The 17066-nt window shown below is 74.2% G+C and carries 20 protein-coding genes; 12 read left to right on the top strand and 8 right to left on the bottom strand.

Annotation, left to right across the window (positions count from 1 at the left end; all coding sequences use genetic code 11):
• Positions 1 to 180: 180 nt before the first annotated feature.
• The 7 genes from ABT048_RS37525 (at position 181) to ABT048_RS37495 (ending at position 6066) form a co-directional block, all read left to right on the top strand.
• The gene (locus ABT048_RS37525; RefSeq protein ID WP_350526105.1) at positions 181 to 1053 is read left to right on the top strand and encodes an SIS domain-containing protein; all 873 of its coding nucleotides are present in this window, start codon (positions 181 to 183) and stop codon (positions 1051 to 1053) included.
• The gene (locus tag ABT048_RS37520; RefSeq protein WP_350526104.1) at positions 1050 to 1970 is read left to right on the top strand and encodes an ROK family protein; all 921 of its coding nucleotides are present in this window, start codon (positions 1050 to 1052) and stop codon (positions 1968 to 1970) included. The genes ABT048_RS37525 and ABT048_RS37520 overlap by 4 nt, the downstream gene beginning before the upstream one ends.
• Positions 1967 to 2944: a 1-phosphofructokinase family hexose kinase gene (locus ABT048_RS37515; protein WP_350526103.1), complete on the top strand. Its 978-nt coding sequence runs from the start codon at positions 1967 to 1969 to the stop codon at positions 2942 to 2944. Before ABT048_RS37520 ends, ABT048_RS37515 begins: the two co-directional genes overlap by 4 nt.
• Positions 2932 to 3768: a class II fructose-bisphosphate aldolase gene (locus ABT048_RS37510; RefSeq protein ID WP_350526102.1), complete on the top strand. Its 837-nt coding sequence runs from the start codon at positions 2932 to 2934 to the stop codon at positions 3766 to 3768. Before ABT048_RS37515 ends, ABT048_RS37510 begins: the two co-directional genes overlap by 13 nt.
• Before the next feature lie 270 nt (positions 3769 to 4038).
• Positions 4039 to 4671, top strand: a complete 633-nt coding sequence (locus ABT048_RS37505; protein WP_350526101.1) for a DUF4360 domain-containing protein — start codon at positions 4039 to 4041, stop codon at positions 4669 to 4671.
• Between the two features lie 182 nt (positions 4672 to 4853).
• Positions 4854 to 5390, top strand: coding sequence for a hypothetical protein (locus ABT048_RS37500; RefSeq protein WP_350526100.1), 537 nt, complete (start codon positions 4854 to 4856; stop codon positions 5388 to 5390).
• A 238-nt stretch (positions 5391 to 5628) separates the two neighbouring features.
• Entirely contained in the window at positions 5629 to 6066 is a 438-nt protein-coding gene (locus ABT048_RS37495; protein ID WP_350526099.1) for a DUF7144 family membrane protein, read from the top strand.
• A gap of 81 nt (positions 6067 to 6147) precedes the next feature.
• Here the strand turns inward: ABT048_RS37495 and ABT048_RS37490 are convergent, their stop codons facing one another.
• Positions 6148 to 6885 carry a VOC family protein gene (locus ABT048_RS37490; RefSeq protein ID WP_350526098.1) on the bottom strand — a complete coding sequence of 246 codons (738 nt, stop codon included), beginning with the start codon at positions 6883 to 6885 and terminating at the stop codon, positions 6148 to 6150.
• A gap of 87 nt (positions 6886 to 6972) precedes the next feature.
• Positions 6973 to 7470, bottom strand: coding sequence for a phosphoribosyltransferase (locus ABT048_RS37485; protein WP_350526097.1), 498 nt, complete (start codon positions 7468 to 7470; stop codon positions 6973 to 6975).
• Between the two features lie 196 nt (positions 7471 to 7666).
• Here ABT048_RS37485 and ABT048_RS37480 point away from each other — a divergent pair, with 196 nt between their 5' ends.
• Positions 7667 to 8437, top strand: coding sequence for an alpha/beta fold hydrolase (locus ABT048_RS37480; protein WP_350526131.1), 771 nt, complete (start codon positions 7667 to 7669; stop codon positions 8435 to 8437).
• Between the two features lie 122 nt (positions 8438 to 8559).
• On the opposite strand, the gene ABT048_RS37475 is transcribed toward ABT048_RS37480, so the two are convergent.
• Positions 8560 to 9135 (bottom strand): TetR/AcrR family transcriptional regulator, encoded by a 576-nt coding sequence (locus tag ABT048_RS37475; RefSeq protein WP_350526096.1) that lies wholly within the window; start codon positions 9133 to 9135, stop codon positions 8560 to 8562.
• A gap of 70 nt (positions 9136 to 9205) precedes the next feature.
• On the opposite strand from ABT048_RS37475, the gene ABT048_RS37470 reads away from it, so the two are divergent.
• Positions 9206 to 10108: an NADP-dependent oxidoreductase gene (locus ABT048_RS37470; protein ID WP_350526095.1), complete on the top strand. Its 903-nt coding sequence runs from the start codon at positions 9206 to 9208 to the stop codon at positions 10106 to 10108.
• 105 nt (positions 10109 to 10213) lie between these two features.
• On the opposite strand, the gene gnd is transcribed toward ABT048_RS37470, so the two are convergent.
• From gnd to ABT048_RS37455, 3 genes are all read right to left on the bottom strand, one after another.
• Positions 10214 to 11659 carry an NADP-dependent phosphogluconate dehydrogenase gene (gnd, locus tag ABT048_RS37465; protein WP_350526094.1) on the bottom strand — a complete coding sequence of 482 codons (1446 nt, stop codon included), beginning with the start codon at positions 11657 to 11659 and terminating at the stop codon, positions 10214 to 10216.
• Positions 11660 to 11669: 10 nt separating this feature from the next.
• A complete protein-coding gene (locus ABT048_RS37460; protein ID WP_350526093.1) occupies positions 11670 to 11933 on the bottom strand; it encodes a co-chaperone GroES in 264 nt (87 codons plus the stop codon).
• A 123-nt stretch (positions 11934 to 12056) separates the two neighbouring features.
• Positions 12057 to 12887: a hypothetical protein gene (locus tag ABT048_RS37455; protein WP_350526092.1), complete on the bottom strand. Its 831-nt coding sequence runs from the start codon at positions 12885 to 12887 to the stop codon at positions 12057 to 12059.
• A 410-nt stretch (positions 12888 to 13297) separates the two neighbouring features.
• On the opposite strand from ABT048_RS37455, the gene ABT048_RS37450 reads away from it, so the two are divergent.
• Positions 13298 to 13786, top strand: coding sequence for a phosphatase domain-containing putative toxin (locus ABT048_RS37450; RefSeq protein WP_350526091.1), 489 nt, complete (start codon positions 13298 to 13300; stop codon positions 13784 to 13786).
• Positions 13787 to 13800: 14 nt separating this feature from the next.
• Here ABT048_RS37450 and ABT048_RS37445 read toward each other — a convergent pair whose 3' ends face one another.
• Together ABT048_RS37445 and ABT048_RS37440 are read right to left on the bottom strand one after the other, a co-directional pair.
• Positions 13801 to 14529: an SDR family oxidoreductase gene (locus ABT048_RS37445; protein WP_350526090.1), complete on the bottom strand. Its 729-nt coding sequence runs from the start codon at positions 14527 to 14529 to the stop codon at positions 13801 to 13803.
• Between the two features lie 73 nt (positions 14530 to 14602).
• A complete protein-coding gene (locus ABT048_RS37440) occupies positions 14603 to 15013 on the bottom strand; it encodes a PPOX class F420-dependent oxidoreductase (RefSeq protein WP_350526089.1) in 411 nt (136 codons plus the stop codon).
• A 142-nt stretch (positions 15014 to 15155) separates the two neighbouring features.
• Between ABT048_RS37440 and ABT048_RS37435 the strand changes: the two genes are divergently transcribed.
• Positions 15156 to 15968: a phytanoyl-CoA dioxygenase family protein gene (locus ABT048_RS37435; RefSeq protein ID WP_350526088.1), complete on the top strand. Its 813-nt coding sequence runs from the start codon at positions 15156 to 15158 to the stop codon at positions 15966 to 15968.
• Positions 15969 to 16195: 227 nt separating this feature from the next.
• Positions 16196 to 16951, top strand: coding sequence for a S1 family peptidase (locus ABT048_RS37430; protein WP_350526087.1), 756 nt, complete (start codon positions 16196 to 16198; stop codon positions 16949 to 16951).
• Positions 16952 to 17066 lie beyond the last annotated feature (115 nt).

Below are 17066 nucleotides of genomic sequence, written 5' to 3'. Positions count from 1 at the left end.
CGATCAAAAGCCTGGTCGGGGCCGGTGTGAACCGCCTGGAGGGCCGTCTGTGCGGGGTCGGCCGTGATCGGCGGGGAGTGATGCTTCGGTCAAGGTGTTCATTTCTGATCGAATGGTCTATCTTGTGCTCAGCTTCAAGCATCTTCAAGCAGCTTCATGCAACTTTGCGCAGGAGACTCGATGTCACACGTCGCCGCTGAGATCGCCAGCCAGCCCGCCTGCTGGTCCCGGGCACTGGAGTCGAGGCCCGAAGGCCTCCCCGAACCCGGAGAGCGCGTCGCCGTCCTGGGGTGCGGTACCTCCCTCTACATGGCGCAGGCCTACGCCGAACTGCGCGAGGGCGCGGGCCTCGGCGAGACCGACGCCTTCGCCGCCTCCGCCTTCCCGGAGAGCCGCCGCTACGACCGGGTGCTCGCGATCACCCGCTCCGGCACCACGACCGAGGTGATCGACGCCCTCCGGCGGACGTCGCAGACCCCGACCACGGCGATCACGGGCGACCTCGACACCCCCGTCACCGCCGCGGCCGACACCGTCGTGGACCTCTCGTTCGCCGACGAGAAGTCCGTCGTGCAGACCCGCTTCGCCACCACCACCCTGGCCCTGCTGCGCGGCCACCTCGGCCTCGCCCCGGCCGACCTGCCCGACCAGGCCCGCCGGGCCGTCGACCGGGAACTGCCCGAAAGCGCCCTCGCCGCCGAGCAGTTCACCTTCCTCGGCACCGGCTGGACGGTCGGCCTCGCCCACGAGGCGGCCCTCAAGCTCCGGGAGGCCTCGGGGAGTTGGACCGAGTCCTACCCGGCCATGGAGTACCGGCACGGCCCGGTCAGCATCAGCGCGCCCGGACGCGTCGTCTGGTTCTTCGGCGAGCCGCCCGCCGGTCTGCTCGACCAGGTCCGCGCCACGGGCGCGACCGTCATCGGCTCCGACCTCGACCCGCTCGCCGAGCTGATCCGCGCCCAGCGGCTCGCCGTCGCCGTGGCCGGCGCGCGGGGCCTGGACCCCGACCGGCCGCGCAACCTGACCCGCTCGATCATCCTCGCCCAGCCGTGACCGTCATCGCCCTCGACGTCGGCGGGACGGAACTCAAGGGTGCCGTCGTCGCCGACGACGGCACCGTCCTGCAGTCCGAGCGCTGGCTGACCCGGCCCGACCGCGGCCCCGGGGCCGTCATCGACACCGTCCTCGGCTGCGCCGCCGAACTCGCCGACCTCGCCCGCCGCGCGGGCACACCGCCCAGGGCGGCCGGTCTCGCCGTGCCGGGCCTGGTCGACGAGGCCGCCGGGACGGTCCTGCGGGCGGTCAACGTGGACTGGTACGACGTCCCGATCCGCCAGTGGCTCGCCGAACACCTCGGCCTGCCCGTCGCGTTCGGCCACGACGTCCGCGCCGGCGGCCTGGCGGAGGCCCGCCTCGGCGCGGGCCGCGGCAGCGACTCCTTCCTGTTCGTCCCGGTCGGCACCGGCATCGCGGCCGCCGTCCTGCACGACGGCAGGCCCGTCACCGGCGCCCTCGGGGCGGCCGGCGAACTCGGCCACCTCGTCGTCCGGCCCGGCGGCGACCCCTGTGCCTGCGGCGGCCGGGGCTGCCTGGAGACCGTCGCCTCCGCCTCCGCCGTCGCCCGCCGGTACGCGCTCCTCACGGGGCGCCGGGGGACCACCGCCGAGGAGGTGCACCGCCGCGTGCACGGCGGCGAGCGCGAGGCCGCACGGATCTGGGCGGAGACGGTCGACGCCCTGGCCGACGGCCTGGCCGCCGCCACCGTCCTGCTCGACCCCGAACGGATCGTCATCGGCGGCGGACTGGCCGGGGCCGGCGAGGACCTGCTCGGCCCGCTGCGCTCCTCGCTCGCCGAACGCCTGGCGTTCCGGCCGCCGCCCCGACTGCTACGGGCCGAACTCGGCCACCGTGCGGGGAGTCTCGGCGCCGCCCTGCTCGCCCTCGACCTCGCACCCGGAGGCCCCCGGTGATCCTCACCGTCACGCTCAACCCGGCCGTCGACGTCACCTACCACCTCGACCGGGTGGCGCACCACGGCAGCAACCGGGTCGACGCGGTGGCCGAGCGGGCCGGCGGGAAGGGCGTCAACGTCGCCCGGGTGCTCGCCGCGCTCGGCCACGACACCGTGGCCACCGGCCTCGCGGGCGGCGCCACCGGCGAGGCCCTGCGCGCCGACCTCGCCACCGCCGGACCGCGCGACGAGTTCGTCACGGTCGACGGGACGACCCGGCGCACCGTGGCGGTGGTCGAGGCCGCGGCCGGGGACGCGACCGTCTACCTGGAACCGGGGCCCGTCGTCAGCGCCGACGAGTGGGCCCACTTCACCGCCCGGTACCGCCGGCTCCTGCGCACGGCCGAGGCCGTGGTGCTCTCCGGTTCGCTGCCCGCCGGCGTCCCCCCGGACGCCTACGGCACGCTGGTCGCCCTCGCCGCCGGGGCCGGTGTCCCGGCCGTCCTCGATGCGCAGGGCCCCGCCCTGCGCGCGGGGCTGGCCGCCGGCCCCGCACTCGTCAAGCCCAACGCGGCCGAACTCGTGGCCACCGCGGGCCCGGTGACCCCGCTCACCGGGGCCCGGATGCTCCGCGCCGCCGGTGCCCGGGCCGTCGTCGTCTCCCTCGGCCCCGGCGGGCTGCTCGCCAGCACCCGGGACGGCGACTGGCGGGCCCGCCCACCGCAGCAGGTGCACGGCAACCCGACCGGCGCCGGGGACTCCGCCGTCGCGGCCCTCACCCTCGGCCTGGTCGCCGGCACCCCCTGGCCCGACCGACTCGCCCAGGCGGTCGCCCTGTCCGCGGCCACCGTCCTCGCCCCGCTCGCCGGCAGCTTCGACCCGGCCGACCACCGACGGCTGCTCCCGCTGGTCACGGTGCGGCCCGTGTACCCGCCGAGCACGCCCCCGCCCCCGCTTCCCCCCTCCCCCGAAGGAGAGCCATGCCCCTCGTAGCCACCGGCTCGATCGTCGAGCCCGCCGCCCGCGGCCGACACGGAGTCGGCGCCTTCAACGTCATCCAGCTCGAACACGCCGAGGCGATCGTGGCCGGCGCGGAGCGGGCCGGAGCGCCGGTCATCCTGCAGATCAGCGAGAACGCCGTCCGCTACCACGGCGCGCTGGCCCCGATCGGCCGGGCCACGCTGGCCGTGGCCCGCGCCGCCGCCGTGCCGGTGGCGGTCCACCTCGACCACGTGACCTCCACCGACCTGGTCCGCGAGGGCGTCGAACTCGGCTTCACCTCCGTCATGTTCGACGCCTCGACGCTCGACTACGAGGCCAACGTCCGGGCGACCGCCGCCGTCGTGTCCCGCTGCCACGCGGAGGGCGTGTGGGTCGAGGCCGAACTCGGCGAGGTCGGCGGCAAGGACGGCGTCCACGCCGCCGGGGCCCGTACCGACCCGGGCGAAGCGGCCGCCTTCGTGGCGAGCACCGGCGTGGACGCGCTCGCCGTCGCGGTCGGCAGCTCGCACGCCATGCTCACCCGCGACGCCGTCCTCGACCTGGAGCTCATCGCCTCCCTCGACAGCGCCGTCCCCGTGCCCCTGGTGCTCCACGGCTCCTCCGGAGTCGCCGACGACCACCTGGCCGCTGCCGTCGACCACGGCATGACGAAGGTCAACATCGCCACCCACCTCAACAAGGCGTTCACCACCGCCGTACGGGCCTGCCTCGACGGCCGCCCGGACCTGGTGGACACCCGCCACTACCTGGGCGCCGGCCGCGCCTCCGTCGCCGTCGAGGTCGCCCGCCTGCTCGGCGTGCTCCGGGCAGCCTGAGCGAAGCGACGCGAACCGCGCGGTGCTGTGCGGTGCCGTGCGGCGCCGCACGGCGCGGGGGAAGGAGGAGGTCCCGGCCGGCACCCGGGAGCGAACGGCCGGGGACGCGCGGTGCGGTCGGCCGACGTCCGGAAGGCCGTTGGAGTGACGGGAGCGTCACCTTCTGAGGCTCGGGGCGCAAGGTGTGGTGCGATGCCCACGTGAGATCCGGGGGCCGGGCTCGGGACGCGACGCCCGCCCCGGGGCCGTGGACCACGGAAGGAAACCCCCATGCTGCTCCGCGCGCTGGCCGCCACCGGTGTCGCCGCATCGTTGTTCGGCTCGTCGGGCCTGGGCGGCAGCCCGCACCCGCCGCCGGTCCCGATCGTCATCGACAGCGTGACGGCCAACGGCTCCGGCTGCCCGACGGGGACGGCCGCCGTGAGCGTGTCCCCCGACAACACCGCCTTCACCGTCACCTACAGCACGTACCTCGCCCAGGTGGGGCCCGGGTCGTCGCCGACCGACTACCGGAAGAACTGTCAGCTCAGCCTCGTCGTGCACGTCCCGGGTGGCTACACCTACGCGGTCGTGTCCGCCAGTTACCGCGGCTTCGCGTCACTGGCGCCGGGCGCGTCCGGGATCCAGCGGGCCGGCTACCACTTCCAGGGCAGCAACCGCACCACCAACTCGACCCATCGTTTCGACGGCGCGTTCAACGACGACTGGGAGGTGACCGACAGCGTGGACGTCCGCGCCCGCGTCTTCGCCCCCTGCGGAGCCGAACGCAACCTCGACATCAACACCGAACTGCAGGTCGATCAGGGCACGTCGAGCCCGAGCGCCACCAGCTTCATGGAGATGGACTCGACGGACGGCAGCATCACGTCCGTGTACCACCTGGCCTGGAAGCGGTGCCGGTGAGCGCCTGACGCTGCGTTCCCCGCTGACGGCCGCCCTGCCGGACCCGTGGTCCCGGCAGGGCGGCCGTCGCGGTACGGCCGTCAGCCGTTCGGCGGCCGACGTCAGGTGTCGGTGGCCGCGGTCGGGGCCGGCCGCGGGATATCCGCTGGCCTGCGGTCGGCGGCGCCCGGCAGGATGCCGTCATGACGACGAGCGGAGCCCCCGGGACGGCGGCCGAGGCGGTGCGGGAACTGCGCGGGATCGCCCACTGGTGGGTCGACGGCCGGCACGCCGAGCCGGACTTCCTGATGCAGGCGGCGCTCCGCGCCCTGGCCTCCGGCGTGGACACCCCGTCGCTGTGGCTCCTCGCCTGGCTGCTCAGCGGTGAGGAGGACCAGGCCCCGGAACTGTTCGGCCGCGTGATGGACGAGCTCGGGTTCGGCCTCCACCCGCTCGGGGAGCACGAGGACTACTGGCAGGGCCGGCTGGCGCTCGCCCGCTGGTGGGCCGCCGAGATCGTCGGGGGGTGGCTCGATCCCCACGAGGGGGCCGTGCTCATCATCGAGAACGTCGCCGAGGCCTACGGGGCGTGCGAGGAGCTGGCGCCGATGGTCGACGCGGTGGTGACGTACACGACCCAGGTCCGGCCGCAGCTGCCCCCGGACGAGATCACCGCGCACCTGACCCGGGCCGCCGGTGAACTCCTGGTCCGCATCCCGCCCCCGCCCGGTCTGCTCTGAGGTCGGGGGCCGGAACCCGGCGAAGCGACCGAAGCGACCGAAGCGACTGAAGCGACCGAAGCCGCGGGGCCGTCCAACGTACGCTCCGTGGCCGGCCGCCGGTGAGCCGCGCACCGCGGGACCGCTCCCGTACGGTCCTGCCCTCGCGGGGTGGTGCGGGTGCATGGCAGCCTGGAGGTGGAGTCTCCGGGCAGGTCGCCCGCGCGGGTGACACGGTGCTTTCGAAGGAGTCCGTGCCATGGCTGGTGGCACCACGGGCAGTGGCAGTGGCAGTAGTGGCCGCACCGTCGAGCGTGCCTTCGCGGGCGGGTTGACCACGTTCGCCGGGATCATGCTGATCTTCGGCGGCATCATGGCGGTGTTCCAGGGGATCTCCGGCATCGCGCACGACGACCTGGTCGTGGTCACCAAGGACTACACGTTCTCGATGAACACCACGGGCTGGGGATGGATCGATCTGGTCCTCGGCGTCGTCCTCGTCCTGGCCGGGACGGCGCTCGTCGGGGGCGGGGGTGCCGTGTGGGCGCGGGTCGTCGGTGTCATCGCGTCCGGGCTCGCGATGATCGCCAACTTCGTCTGGCTCCCGCACTACCCGTTCTGGGCGGTCGTCCTGATCGCGATCAACGCCTTCGTCATCTGGGCGCTGTGCGTCGGGACGACCAGAAGACTGAGCTGAGCCGACAGCCGCACCGGCCCGTCCCGCCGTTCACCGCGCTCGGCCCCGCGGCCGGCGGCCCCCGCCGCCGGCCGATCGAGGTCAGAGCGGCGAGAGGAGGCAGAACTCGTTGCCCTCCGGGTCGGCCAGGACCGTCCAGGAGATCGCGGACCGGTCGACGCCGGGGTCGGTGGCGCCCAGGGCGAGCAGCCGGGCCTCCTCCGCGGCCGGGTCGTCACCGCGGTAGGGGCGGACGTCGAGGTGGACGCGGTTCCACCCGCTCTTGGTGTCGGGGGTACGGAGGAACTCCAGGTAGGGGCCGACACCCCGGGCGGAACGCATGGTCGCGTGGTCGTCGGTGACCTCGTGCAGCGTCCAGTCCATCGCCTCGCCCCAGAACCCGGCCATCGCCCGCGGATCGGCGCAGTCGACCACCACCGCGGCGATCGGCCCGGTGCCCTGGTGGCCCGGCCGGGGATCCAGGACGCAGAACTCGTTGCCCTCCGGGTCCGCCATGACCGTCCAGGGGACGTCGCCCTGACCGATGTCGGCGGGCCGCGCACCGAGGTCCGTCAGGCGCGCGACCAGCTCCGCCTGGTGCGCGGCCGAGGTGGTGGCCAGGTCGAGGTGGACCCGGTTCTTGACCGTCTTGGGGTCCGGGTAAGCGACGATGTCGATGCAGACGGCCACCGGGTCGGGGTAGGCGAAGCCCACGGGTTCGAGGTTGGTCACGCCGGGTGCCTCGCTGTCGATGCCCCAGTCGAGGGCCTCCGCCCAGAACCGGCCGAGCGCAGCGTCGTCCTGGGCCTTCATGTTGATCTGCACGAGTCGGGTCGCCATGCCCAAGATCATATGACCCGCCGTCGGCCCAGGAGGCGGTCACGGTCGGAAACCCCGGCCGGCCCGGTCCTCGGGCGCGGGCGCCGGTCAGGCGTCGAGCACCTGGCCGTGCCGCTTGACGACCGGGCCCTCCGTCGACCACGGGAACTCGATCCAGTCGTCCGTCCGCTTCCACACGTACTCGCACTGCACGAGGGAGTGCGACTTCTCGTAGATGACGGCGGACCGCACCTCGGCGACGTGGTCGAGGCAGAAGTCGTGCACCAGCTTCAGCGTCTTGCCCGTGTCGGCGACGTCGTCGGCGATCAGGACCTTCTTGCTGGTGAAGTCGACCGCCTGGGGGACGGGCGCCAGCATGACCGGCATGTCGAGGGTGGTGCCCACGCCCGTGTAGAACTCGACGTTGACGAGGTGGACGTTCTTGCAGTCCAGCGCGTACGCCAGACCGCCCGCCACGAACACACCGCCGCGGGCGATGCTCAGGATGAGGTCGGGCTCGTACCCGTCGGCGGCGATCGTCTGCGCGAGTTCGCGCACCGCCCGGCCGAAGGTCTGGTAGTCCAGGGTCTCGCGCACGTCAGTCACAGTGTCCAGTGTCCTCGGCAGGCGGTCGGGCGGCGAGCTGCGGCGCGCCGAGCCGAGGTCACCGTGGGACGCCCGCCGGCCCCGCGACCTTTTGGAGGAGACCTTGATCGAGACACACGGCCTCGCGTCGATGACGGACGGGGCGCTGATCCGGTGGACCGCGGCGGGTGCCCGCACGCGGAGACCACCCGTGGTCATGCTGCACGGCGGCCCCGGCCTGCCGGACTACCTGGGCGACGTCGCCCCGGCGATCGCGGGCCTCGCGCCCGTGCACCGCTACGACCAGCGCGGCACCGGCGGTTCCCGGTGGCAGGGCCGCCACACGTTCGCCCGGCACGTGGCGGACCTCGCCGAGCTGCTCGACGGGTGGGACGCACCGCAGGCCGTGCTGATCGGGCACTCCTACGGCGCCGACCTGGCCGTCCGCTTCTGCCTGGCCCACCCCGAACGGGTGGCCGCGGTGCTGCTGATGTGCGGGCCGATGACCGATGAGGGCCGTCCCGGGTACCGGGCGGAGCGCGACCGCCGGATGTCCCCGGCCCGGCAGGAGCGGCTCCGCGAGCTGGAGGGGATCCCGCGCCGCACGGACGACCAGGAGGTCGAGCTGCTCGCGCTGTCCTGGTTCACCGACCACGCCGACCCCGACCACGGTTGGCGCCGGGCCGTGCGGAGCGCCCGCCGACGCCGTCCCGTCAACTGGGAGATGAACCGCGAACTCGGTGCGGAGCGACGGGCGGACCCGATCGAGCAGCACCTGGACGAGCTGCGGGGGTGCCTGCCGCCGAGAACGGAGATCCTCGGCGGCGCCGCCGATCCCCGTCCCGTCTCGGCGCTGGAGTCCCTGGCCCGCACGCTCGGAGTGCCACTGACCCGCATCGACGGCGCCGGGCACGAGCCCTGGCTGGAGGAGCCCGACGCCGTCCGCGCGCACCTGCGCAGATTCGTGCGGGCGGCGGTCGGCCACTGAGCAGGCCGTTCACGCCGGTGGCCGCCTGAACGCCCGCACGGCGGGCGGGCCCTCCGGCGCCCGGCCGTGCCCCTGCCGCACCTCTGCCGCACCTCTGCCCCGGCCGGGGTGCGGCCACCGGCTCAGGGCGCGGTGGCCTCCCAGGCCGCCTCGATCATCCGGAAGACCTCGTCCACCGTGGCCCCGGGATCGTCCGCCTGGCAGGCCAGCGCGTAGGCGTCGACGGCGAACCGTGCGGTCGCCCGGCAGGCCGTCGTACTGCGGGACAGGCCGGGATCGGCGGCCAGCGCCGCCGCCAGCGCCTGCGCGTGCCGCAGACCCATCGACTCCTCGTACTCCCGCAGGGCGGGCGATCCCTCGATCATGCGCCGGACCGGGGCGCTGCCCTCCGCGGTGCAGTGCCCCACCAGGGCCCGGACTTCGCGGTGCAGCGCCCCGATGAGCGGCTCGTGCGGGCCGCGGTCGGTGACCGCCTGCGTGAGGCGCTGCTCGAAGTCCTGGTCGCGCTCGAACACCAGGGCCTCCTTCGAGGCGAAGTGGGCGAAGACCGTGGTGACGGCCACATCGGCCTCGGCCGCCACGTCACGGATGCCCACGGCGTCGTACCCGCGTTCCAGGAAGAGCCGCAGCGCGGTGTCGGCGATCTTCCGGCGGGTCGCGGCCTTCTTGCGTTCCCGGCGTCCGGGCGGCTCGGTCATGCCGTGACACTACCAGGTACGAATCACTAACCGTTGCGAAACGCTATCCGTTAGGGCTATTTTCGGCTGCATGAGGAAAATCAGCTTCGCCGAGTTCGGCGGTCCCGACGTCCTGCACCTGGTGGAAGCCGAGGAACCCCACGCGGGCCCCGGCCGGATACGCATCGCCGTACGGGCGGCGGGGGTGAACCCCGTCGACTGGAGGATCCGGGAGGGCCAGGTCCTGGGAGCCCATCCGGTCACGCTGCCCGCCGGGGTCGGGCTGGACGCCGCCGGCGTGGTCGACGAGGTCGGCGAGGGCGTCGAAGGGGTCGAAGGGGTCGAGATCGGCGACCACGTGTTCGGCGAAGGCACCGACACGTACGCCGAGTTCGCCGTGCTGTCCGCCTGGGCCCGCATGCCCGCGGGACTGACCTTCGAGGAGGCGGCCGGGTACCCCTCCGTGGTGGAGACCGCGCTGCGCATCATCCGCGAGGTCGGCGTGCGGCCCGGGCAGACGCTGCTGGTCAGCGGCGCGTCCGGCGGCGTCGGCTCGGCGGTGCTGCAGATCGCCCGCGAGCGCGGCATCACGGTGATCGGCACGGCCGGGGCCGCGAACCAGGACTACCTGCGCGGCCTGGGCGCCCTCGCCACGACCTACGGCGAGGGCTGGGTCGAACGGGTGCGGCGCCTGGGCCGGGTCGACGCGGCCCTCGACCTGGCCGGCTCGGGCGTGATCCCCGAACTCGTGGAGCTGACCGGGGACCCGCGCAAGGTCGTCTCCATCGCCGACCTCGGCGCCCCGCAGCTGGGCGTCCGCTTCTCCGGCGCGGCCGGGAGCGTGCCGGACGCGCTCGCCGAGGCTGTCGACCTCATCTCCCGGGGCAGGCTCCACATCCCGGTCGAGAAGTCCTACCCGCTCACCGAGGCCGCCGCGGCGCACGCCGACAGCCGGGCCGGCCACACCCGCGGGCGCCGGGTCCTGGTCGTCTGAGCCGCCGCCCGCCCGGTGCCCCCGCAGCGCCCCGGGGCCCGACCGGCCCCGGGGCGCCGTGCCGCGCCCGCCCGATCCCGTGCCGCGCCCGCCCGCTCCCGGGCCTCAGCGCTCCTCCTCCGGGCGGTCCGGGACCTCCCAGCGGGTGTGGAAGGTCCCGTCCCGGTCGACCCGGTGGTAGGTGTGCGCGCCGAAGAAGTCCCGCTGGCCCTGCACCAGCGCGGCCGGCAGGCGCCCCGCCCGCAGGCCGTCGTAGTAGGCGAGCGCGGTGGCGAAACCGGGTGCGGGCACCCCCAGCTGGACGGCCGCCGAGACGACCCGCCGCCAGGCCGACTGCGCGGAGCCGAGCGCCTCCTGGAAGTGCGCGTCGGTCAGCAGCGTGGGGCGCTCCCGGTCGGCCTCGTACGCGGCCCTGATCCGGTCCAGGAACCGGGCCCTGATGATGCAGCCGCCGCGCCAGATCGTGGCCATCGCCCCGGGGTCGATGTCCCAGGAGTACTCCGCGCTGCCGGCCTGGATCTGGTTGAAGCCCTGGGCGTAGGCCACCATCTTGGAGGCGTACAGGGCCTGTTCGACGTCCTCCGCGAACCGGTCCGCCGCCGCGCTGTCGAGCCAGGTCTCGGTGGGGCCGGGCAGGCCCCGGCCGGCCCGGCGCAGCGGCACGCTGCCGGACAGCGCGCGGGCGAAGACCGCCTCGGCGATCCCGCTCACGGGCACGCCGAGGTCCAGCGCGCTCTGGACCGTCCAGCGGCCGGTGCCCTTCTGCTCGGCCTGGTCGAGCACCACGTCGACGAAGGGCTTGCCGGTCGCCGCGTCGGTGTGGGCGAGGATCTCGGCGGTGATCTCGATCAGGTAGGACTCCAGGCGTCCGCCGTTCCAGGCCCGGAAGACGTCGGCGATCGCGGCGGGCTGCAGTCCGGCTCCGTGCCGCAGCAGGTCGTACGCCTCGGCGATGAGCTGCATGTCGGCGTATTCGATCCCGTTGTGGACCATCTTGACGAAGTGGCCGGCGCCGTCCGGCCCGACGTGGGTGCAGCAGGGCTTGCCGTCGACCTCGGCCGCGATGTCCTCCAGCAGCGGCCCCACGAGCCGGTAGGCCTCCGGCGTGCCACCGGGCATGATGCTCGGGCCCTCCAGCGCACCCTGCTCGCCGCCGGAGATCCCGCTGCCCACGAAGTGCAGTCCGCGTTCCCGCAGGGCCGCCTCGCGCCTCCTGGTGTCGGGGAAGTGCGCGTTCCCGCCGTCCACCAGCACGTCGCCCGCGTCGAGCAGCGGCACCAGTTCGTCGATGACGGCGTCGGTCGGCGCCCCGGCCTTGACCATGATCACGATCAGCCGGGGGCGTTCCAGGGCCGTGACGAACGCCTCCGTGGTCTCGGCGCCCACGAAGTCGCCCTCGTGCCCGAACTCCTCCAGCAGCGCCGCGGTCCGCGCCCACGTGCGGTTGTGCACGGCCACGCGGTGCCCGTGGCGGGCGAAGTTCCGGGCCAGGTTGCGGCCCATCACGGCCAGGCCGGTGACGCCGATCCGGGCCGGTGCCTGTGCGGTCATGGCGGGCCTCCTACTCCGCGGAGAGGGCGAGGACCTCGTCCTCGGGGAGTTCGACGTACTGCTCTCCGTCCGCCTCGAACTGCGCCCCGGCGCGCAGGTTGAAGAGGATCCGCTCGCCGACCTTGACGTCCACCGGGTGCGGCTTGCCGCTCCCCAGGGGCCGGCCGGGCCCCACCGCCACCACCTCGCCCTTCCACCGGTCCGGGTCCTGCGGGGCCGCCCCGCCGATCGGCTTGACGATCAGGTGGTCGTGCTTCGGGTGGAAGTCGGGCATGACATGGTCCTCTCACGTAGCGCCTGCGGCGCAGCCGGGGCCGCCCCCACCCATCGATTCTGCCGGGGTTCGGGCGTCCCGCACGCGAACGGCGCCGGGGCGGGGGAGCCGCCGGGCCCGGGCCTACTCCGTCCGGGTGGCCAGGGCCGCCGCTTCGGGGCCGATCGGCCTGGTGAGGAAGTGCTCCCGCACCCGGTCGGTGACCACCCGCCGCAGTGTCGGCTGCACCACCTCGGAGGTCGGGATCGCGTCCCACCGCATGTACGGCCACCACCGCCCGTGCGCGGCCAGCAGCATCCGCTCGCCGCCCTCGACATCGCCCTCGACGGCGTACCAGCCGGCGAGCCACAGGCAGAGGTAGTACTGCTCCGGGAGCTCGCCGAGCGACTCGACCAGCTCGCGGGCACGGGCGAAGTCATTGGTCCGGGCGACCGCCTCCCAGGCGACCCGCTTCTCGCGCGGCGCCAGCGCCGCGAACTCGCGGTCCAGCAGCCACTCGCCGATCACGCCCTCCCGCGGTACGAGCGGCCCGCCCCAGTCGTAGTGGCACGGCAGCAGCCACTCCACCGGGCGGAGGTCGAGCTGCTCGGCCAGCCAGAGCAGCCGGTCCCGCAGGATCCGGCCCTCCGGAACGCTGGCGGCCGCGGCGCGCAGCCTGGGCTGCGCCGGGACGCCCGCGTACAGCTGGGCGACCAGGAACGCCTCGTCGAACGGCACGTCCTGGTCGCACAGGTCCCCGCCGTCCGGTCCCTGACGCTCGATCAGCAGCTCGGCCAGCTCGCCCGCCTCCGCGAAGCGGTCCTCCCAGCAGAGGATCTGGACGGCCGCGGCTCCGGCCTCCCACGCCGGGTCGGGTCGTGCGGCGGGATCGGTGGCCAGGGCGAGCAGTTCGGGGAGCACCTCGCGGTGCCCGCCGTGCCGGGCTCGGGAGGTCAGGCGTTCGGCAGATGTCACCCCACCACCCAAGCACAGGGGCACCCGGCGTGGCCGCGGGGCCGGGGGCCGCGGGGGATCGGGGGATCGGTGGGTCGCGGGGGATCGGGGGCGCGGACATCGGTGAAGCACGGCAGTACTACGATCTCGGCCACGGGGCCGCGTTGCCACTCGTTCTTCGAACAGTGCCGGCCCCCGGACGGCCTGCGTCCGCTGCGCGTTCCGCGCCATCAGGGAATCGACGACGTCCAACCCGTCGAGCCTGTCGAACCCGTCGAACCCGTCGAACGTCGAAGGTCGAACCCGTCGAAGCCGCGGCCGACTTGCCGCGCCCCGGTCGACCGCGGCCCGCTCGACCGTCCGATCACCACCCGACCCCACCGAACCCGATCCCACCGAACCCGACCCCACCGACCGAAAGTGCTGCCGACATGCGACCCGTCCTCTTCACCGTCGACCACCCCGGCCCGGGACGGCTGAGCACCATGGCCAGACCCCGTGGCCACGACTGGCTCGACGACGAGATGGCCGCGCTGAGGAACCACGGCGTCGACGTCCTGGTCTGCGCCCTCACCGGACCCGAACTCGACGAACTCGGCCTCGCGGACGAACCCCGCGCCGCCGCCGCGGCCGGGCTGCAGTTCGTCGCGATACCCGTCCCCGACCGCACCGTCCCCGATCGCGCCGCGGTCCTGCCCACCCTGCACGGGCTGGCCGGACGGCTGCGCGACGGGGCACACGTCGTCACCCACTGCCGGGCCGGCATCGGACGTTCGTCCCTGCTCGCGGCCGCACTCCTCGTCCTGGACGGCGTCGATCCCGACACCGCCTGGAACCTGATCGAACGAGCCCGTGGGCTCGCCGTCCCGGACACCGCCGAACAGCGGGCGTGGACGACGGAACTGCTCGCGCAGCCGTGAGGCGACCGACCGCTCTACAGCTGCTCGAAGTGGAAGGAACGGATGAAGCAGTCGCGCGGCTGCCCGATCGCGAAGAGGACGCAGTCGAGGACGGACCGGGCGGTCAGCGGGTCGCGTGCGGTCCGGGAGGCACCGTCCCAGCCGGCGTGGAGCGGGTCGCCGTCCGTGAAGTCCGGCGGGTAGAGCGAGATGACGCGGATGCCCTCGGGGCGCAGCCGGTGGGAGAGGACGTCGGCGAAGCCCGCCTGGGCGGCCTTGGCCGCGTAGAACGCGGGGTGCGCCGGGGACCGGTGGTCCCGGGCCTCCGCCGCCGAGGAGACCAGGTTGACCACGTCCGCGCCCTCGGAGGCGCGCAGCAGGGGCAGGAAGTGCTTGACCGTCAGGAGGGTGCCGGTGGCCCCGGAGGCGACGGTGTCGGCGATCGCTTCGTCGTCGGCGTCCCACAGGTCGGGTCCGGCCAGGTACCGGGCGCCGTTGTTGACCAACACGTCCACCCGGTCGGTATGCGCGGCGACCCCCTCGGTGAAGCCCCGTACGGTGGCCGGGTCTGCCAGATCACAGGCGAACGCGTCCACTCGCGCACCGCTGTCGGCCACCACCTCCTCGGCCACCGTCCGAGCGGCGGCCGAAGTGCGGGCGGAGAGGAACAGGTGCGCACCCAGCCGACCCGCCTGCAGCGCGAACGCCCTTCCGAACCCGCGCCCGGCCCCGGTGACCACCACGGTCCTGCCGGCCAGATCCATGTGCGTACTCCTTCGAAGTCCTGGTGTTGCTCGCATCGCGGTGGGCGTCACCGTGGCGTCGACGGACGGGGTGTCAGTCGAGGTCGCGGGCGGTGGTCCCCCGCGATTCCAGGTTCCAGGTGATGACTCGGCGGGGGTGGATGCGGATGATGTCCGTGCTGAAGTGGTCGGGTGACACGGGCGGCACGTCGACGGCCAGCACCTCGGCCCGGCCCCTGACCTCGATGCCGCGCCCCCACCCCCCGGCGACGGGGTCGTCGGCCGGGGCCAGGTCGTCGACCAGTACCGAGACCTCGGGGCGGGCCTGGGCGTTGCGGTACTTCCGGCTGCGGGCGTTCGCCGGCCCGCCGATGTCGATGGTGCCGTCGTCGTTGAGCCGGAAGCCCACCGGGCGGACCTGCGGACCGCCGTCGGGACCGGTGGTCGCCAGGCGGGCCAGCGGCTGGGCGGCGAGGTACGTGCGTTCCCTGTCGGTGAAGATCATGCCGCCGACCCTAGAAGCTCATGTGCGCTTGAGGTCAAGGCCGTCGGAGCGTCATGGGTCAGCGGGATCGGGCGATCCACCCGACGAAGGCGGTACGGAAAATGTCGGGCGGCCGGGACCGGTGTCGCCGCACGATGGGGGCATGGATGACACGACCTTGGTAGCCCGGTTCCTCCGCGACGGCTTCGTGAAGATGGAGGGCGCCGTCGCGCCGCGCGTGGCGGAGGACTGCGCGCGGCTGCTGTGGCGGGAGACGGGCTGCGACCCGGACGACCCGTCGACGTGGACGCAGCCCGTGCACTGGGTCGCCGGCATGGCACAGGGGCCGTTCGCCGCCGCCCCGAACTCCCCGTCCCTGCACCGCGCGTACGACCTGCTCGTCGGCGCGGGACGGTGGGAGCCGCGGTACTCGCTGGGCACGTTCCCGCTGCGCTTCCCGCACGAGGAGGAACCGGACGACGCGGGCTGGCACATCGAGGGGAGCTACCTGCCGGAGGGCGAGACCTGGTACTTCACGAACCTGCGCTCCCGGGGGCGGGCGCTGCTGATGCTGTTCCTGTTCAGCGAGGTCGGTGAGGGGGACGCCCCCACCAGGATCCGGGTCGGTTCGCACCTCGACGTGCCGAAGGTGCTGGAGAAGCACGGGGAGGACGGGGCGAGCGGGCTGGTCATCGCGCCCGATCTGGTGGCGGCGTCCGACCACCGGCCGATCGCCCTCGCCACCGGGTCCCCGGGCGACGTCTACCTCTGCCATCCGTTCCTGGTGCACGCGGCGCAACCGCACCACGGCGCGCGGCCGCGCTTCATGGCCCAGCCGCCGCTGATGCCGGCCGCGCCGTACGAACTGGAGCGGGCCGACGGCGCGTACTCGCCCGTGGAGACGGCGATCCGCCTGGGCCTGGGGCTGGACACCCCGGGCCCGGACGGGGACGGCAGCGGGCGCGCCGCCGGGTAGCAGCGCTGCACGACCGTGGTCGGGCGGGGGCGGGGGCGGGTGTGAGGAGGGGCGGAGGTCCGTTCCAGGCCCCCTGACGTTCCGTCGAGGCGTTCCAGGCGGCGGCGAATCCGCAGGTCAGGGTGGGTGGCGGTGTTCCGGCGTCCCGGATCGCCGGGCAGGGGTGGCAGGCGGGACGGGCCGGCGGCCAGTCTGTGGGCCTCGACATCGGAAGGAAGCCCTCCTCAATGCGTACCTCGAACCGACGCTCGGTCACCGTCCTGCTGGCCGCTGCCGCCCTGGTGGCCGCCGCGGCCGCGCCGGCCGCCGCCGTCCACGGCGGATCGGACACCACGACCGCCTCCCACCCGTTCGTCGTGGCGCTGCAGACCGCCGCGGGCGAGCAGTGGTGCACCGGCGCGCTGATCGCGCCGACCAAGGTGCTGACCGCGGGCCACTGCGTCAGCGAGGCGGACGACCCGCGCTCGCTGCGGGTGATCGCCGGCCGCACCGACCTGACCGGCTCCGGTGGCCAGGTCCGCCGGGTGAAGGACTACCGGGTGGACCCCCGCTTCACCTCCGGCCTGGACCACGACTCCGCCGTCCTCGTCCTGGACCGTCCGCTGCCGTCCAAGACGGTCCGGGTGGCGCGCAAGGGCGACGAGGCGCTGTACCGGTACGGGAACCAGGCCACCCTGCTGGGATTCGGGCGCACCGGCGCGGACGGCCCCGGCACGCACCTCAAGCAGGCGGTGCTGACGCTGGCTCCGCCGGCCTCCTGCGACCCCTTCACCTCGTCCGATGACTCGCCGCTGCTCAAGGTCTGCGGCCTGCCGCAGGCCGGTACGACGGACAGCGTCTGCAAGGGGGACTCGGGCGGGCCGCTGGTGGTCGGCGGTGTCCTGATCGGCGTGGTCTCCACCGGCAACAAGTACTGCGACACCCAGCACCCGGTCTCGGTGTTCACCCGGGCCACGGACGTCCCCGCGCAGTTGCTGTCCTAGCCCGGCGGTGGGACCGGGGTGTGGCCGGACAGGGTGCGGCCGGACCGGGTGCGGCACGGGCGGCCCGAGGGCATCGGGCCGCCCGTGCCACGGACGCCGGCGGCCCGCAAAAACC

Origin of the sequence: Kitasatospora sp. NPDC096140, from assembly GCF_040303045.1 — a bacterium.
In the GTDB taxonomy this organism is placed as follows: Bacteria; Actinomycetota; Actinomycetes; order Streptomycetales; family Streptomycetaceae; genus Kitasatospora.
Note: the sequence above shows the minus strand (reverse complement) of the source record. Positions and strands in the feature narration are given on the sequence as shown.

What these genes read in the sequence shown, in the direction of transcription:
- ABT048_RS37525 (WP_350526105.1), top strand. Translation starts at nt 181, where the DNA reads ATGTCACACGTCGCCGCTGAGATCGCCAGCCAGCCCGCCTGCTGGTCC.
- ABT048_RS37510 (WP_350526102.1), top strand. Translation starts at nt 2,932, where the DNA reads ATGCCCCTCGTAGCCACCGGCTCGATCGTCGAGCCCGCCGCCCGCGGC.
- ABT048_RS37505 (WP_350526101.1), top strand. Translation starts at nt 4,039, where the DNA reads ATGCTGCTCCGCGCGCTGGCCGCCACCGGTGTCGCCGCATCGTTGTTC.
- ABT048_RS37500 (WP_350526100.1), top strand. Translation starts at nt 4,854, where the DNA reads ATGACGACGAGCGGAGCCCCCGGGACGGCGGCCGAGGCGGTGCGGGAA.
- ABT048_RS37495 (WP_350526099.1), top strand. Translation starts at nt 5,629, where the DNA reads ATGGCTGGTGGCACCACGGGCAGTGGCAGTGGCAGTAGTGGCCGCACC.
- ABT048_RS37490 (WP_350526098.1), bottom strand. Translation starts at nt 6,885, where the DNA reads ATGGCGACCCGACTCGTGCAGATCAACATGAAGGCCCAGGACGACGCT.
- ABT048_RS37480 (WP_350526131.1), top strand. Translation starts at nt 7,667, where the DNA reads ATGCTGCACGGCGGCCCCGGCCTGCCGGACTACCTGGGCGACGTCGCC.
- ABT048_RS37475 (WP_350526096.1), bottom strand. Translation starts at nt 9,135, where the DNA reads ATGACCGAGCCGCCCGGACGCCGGGAACGCAAGAAGGCCGCGACCCGC.
- ABT048_RS37470 (WP_350526095.1), top strand. Translation starts at nt 9,206, where the DNA reads ATGAGGAAAATCAGCTTCGCCGAGTTCGGCGGTCCCGACGTCCTGCAC.
- gnd (WP_350526094.1), bottom strand. Translation starts at nt 11,659, where the DNA reads ATGACCGCACAGGCACCGGCCCGGATCGGCGTCACCGGCCTGGCCGTG.
- ABT048_RS37460 (WP_350526093.1), bottom strand. Translation starts at nt 11,933, where the DNA reads ATGCCCGACTTCCACCCGAAGCACGACCACCTGATCGTCAAGCCGATC.
- ABT048_RS37450 (WP_350526091.1), top strand. Translation starts at nt 13,298, where the DNA reads ATGCGACCCGTCCTCTTCACCGTCGACCACCCCGGCCCGGGACGGCTG.
- ABT048_RS37445 (WP_350526090.1), bottom strand. Translation starts at nt 14,529, where the DNA reads ATGGATCTGGCCGGCAGGACCGTGGTGGTCACCGGGGCCGGGCGCGGG.
- ABT048_RS37440 (WP_350526089.1), bottom strand. Translation starts at nt 15,013, where the DNA reads ATGATCTTCACCGACAGGGAACGCACGTACCTCGCCGCCCAGCCGCTG.
- ABT048_RS37435 (WP_350526088.1), top strand. Translation starts at nt 15,156, where the DNA reads ATGGATGACACGACCTTGGTAGCCCGGTTCCTCCGCGACGGCTTCGTG.
- ABT048_RS37430 (WP_350526087.1), top strand. Translation starts at nt 16,196, where the DNA reads ATGCGTACCTCGAACCGACGCTCGGTCACCGTCCTGCTGGCCGCTGCC.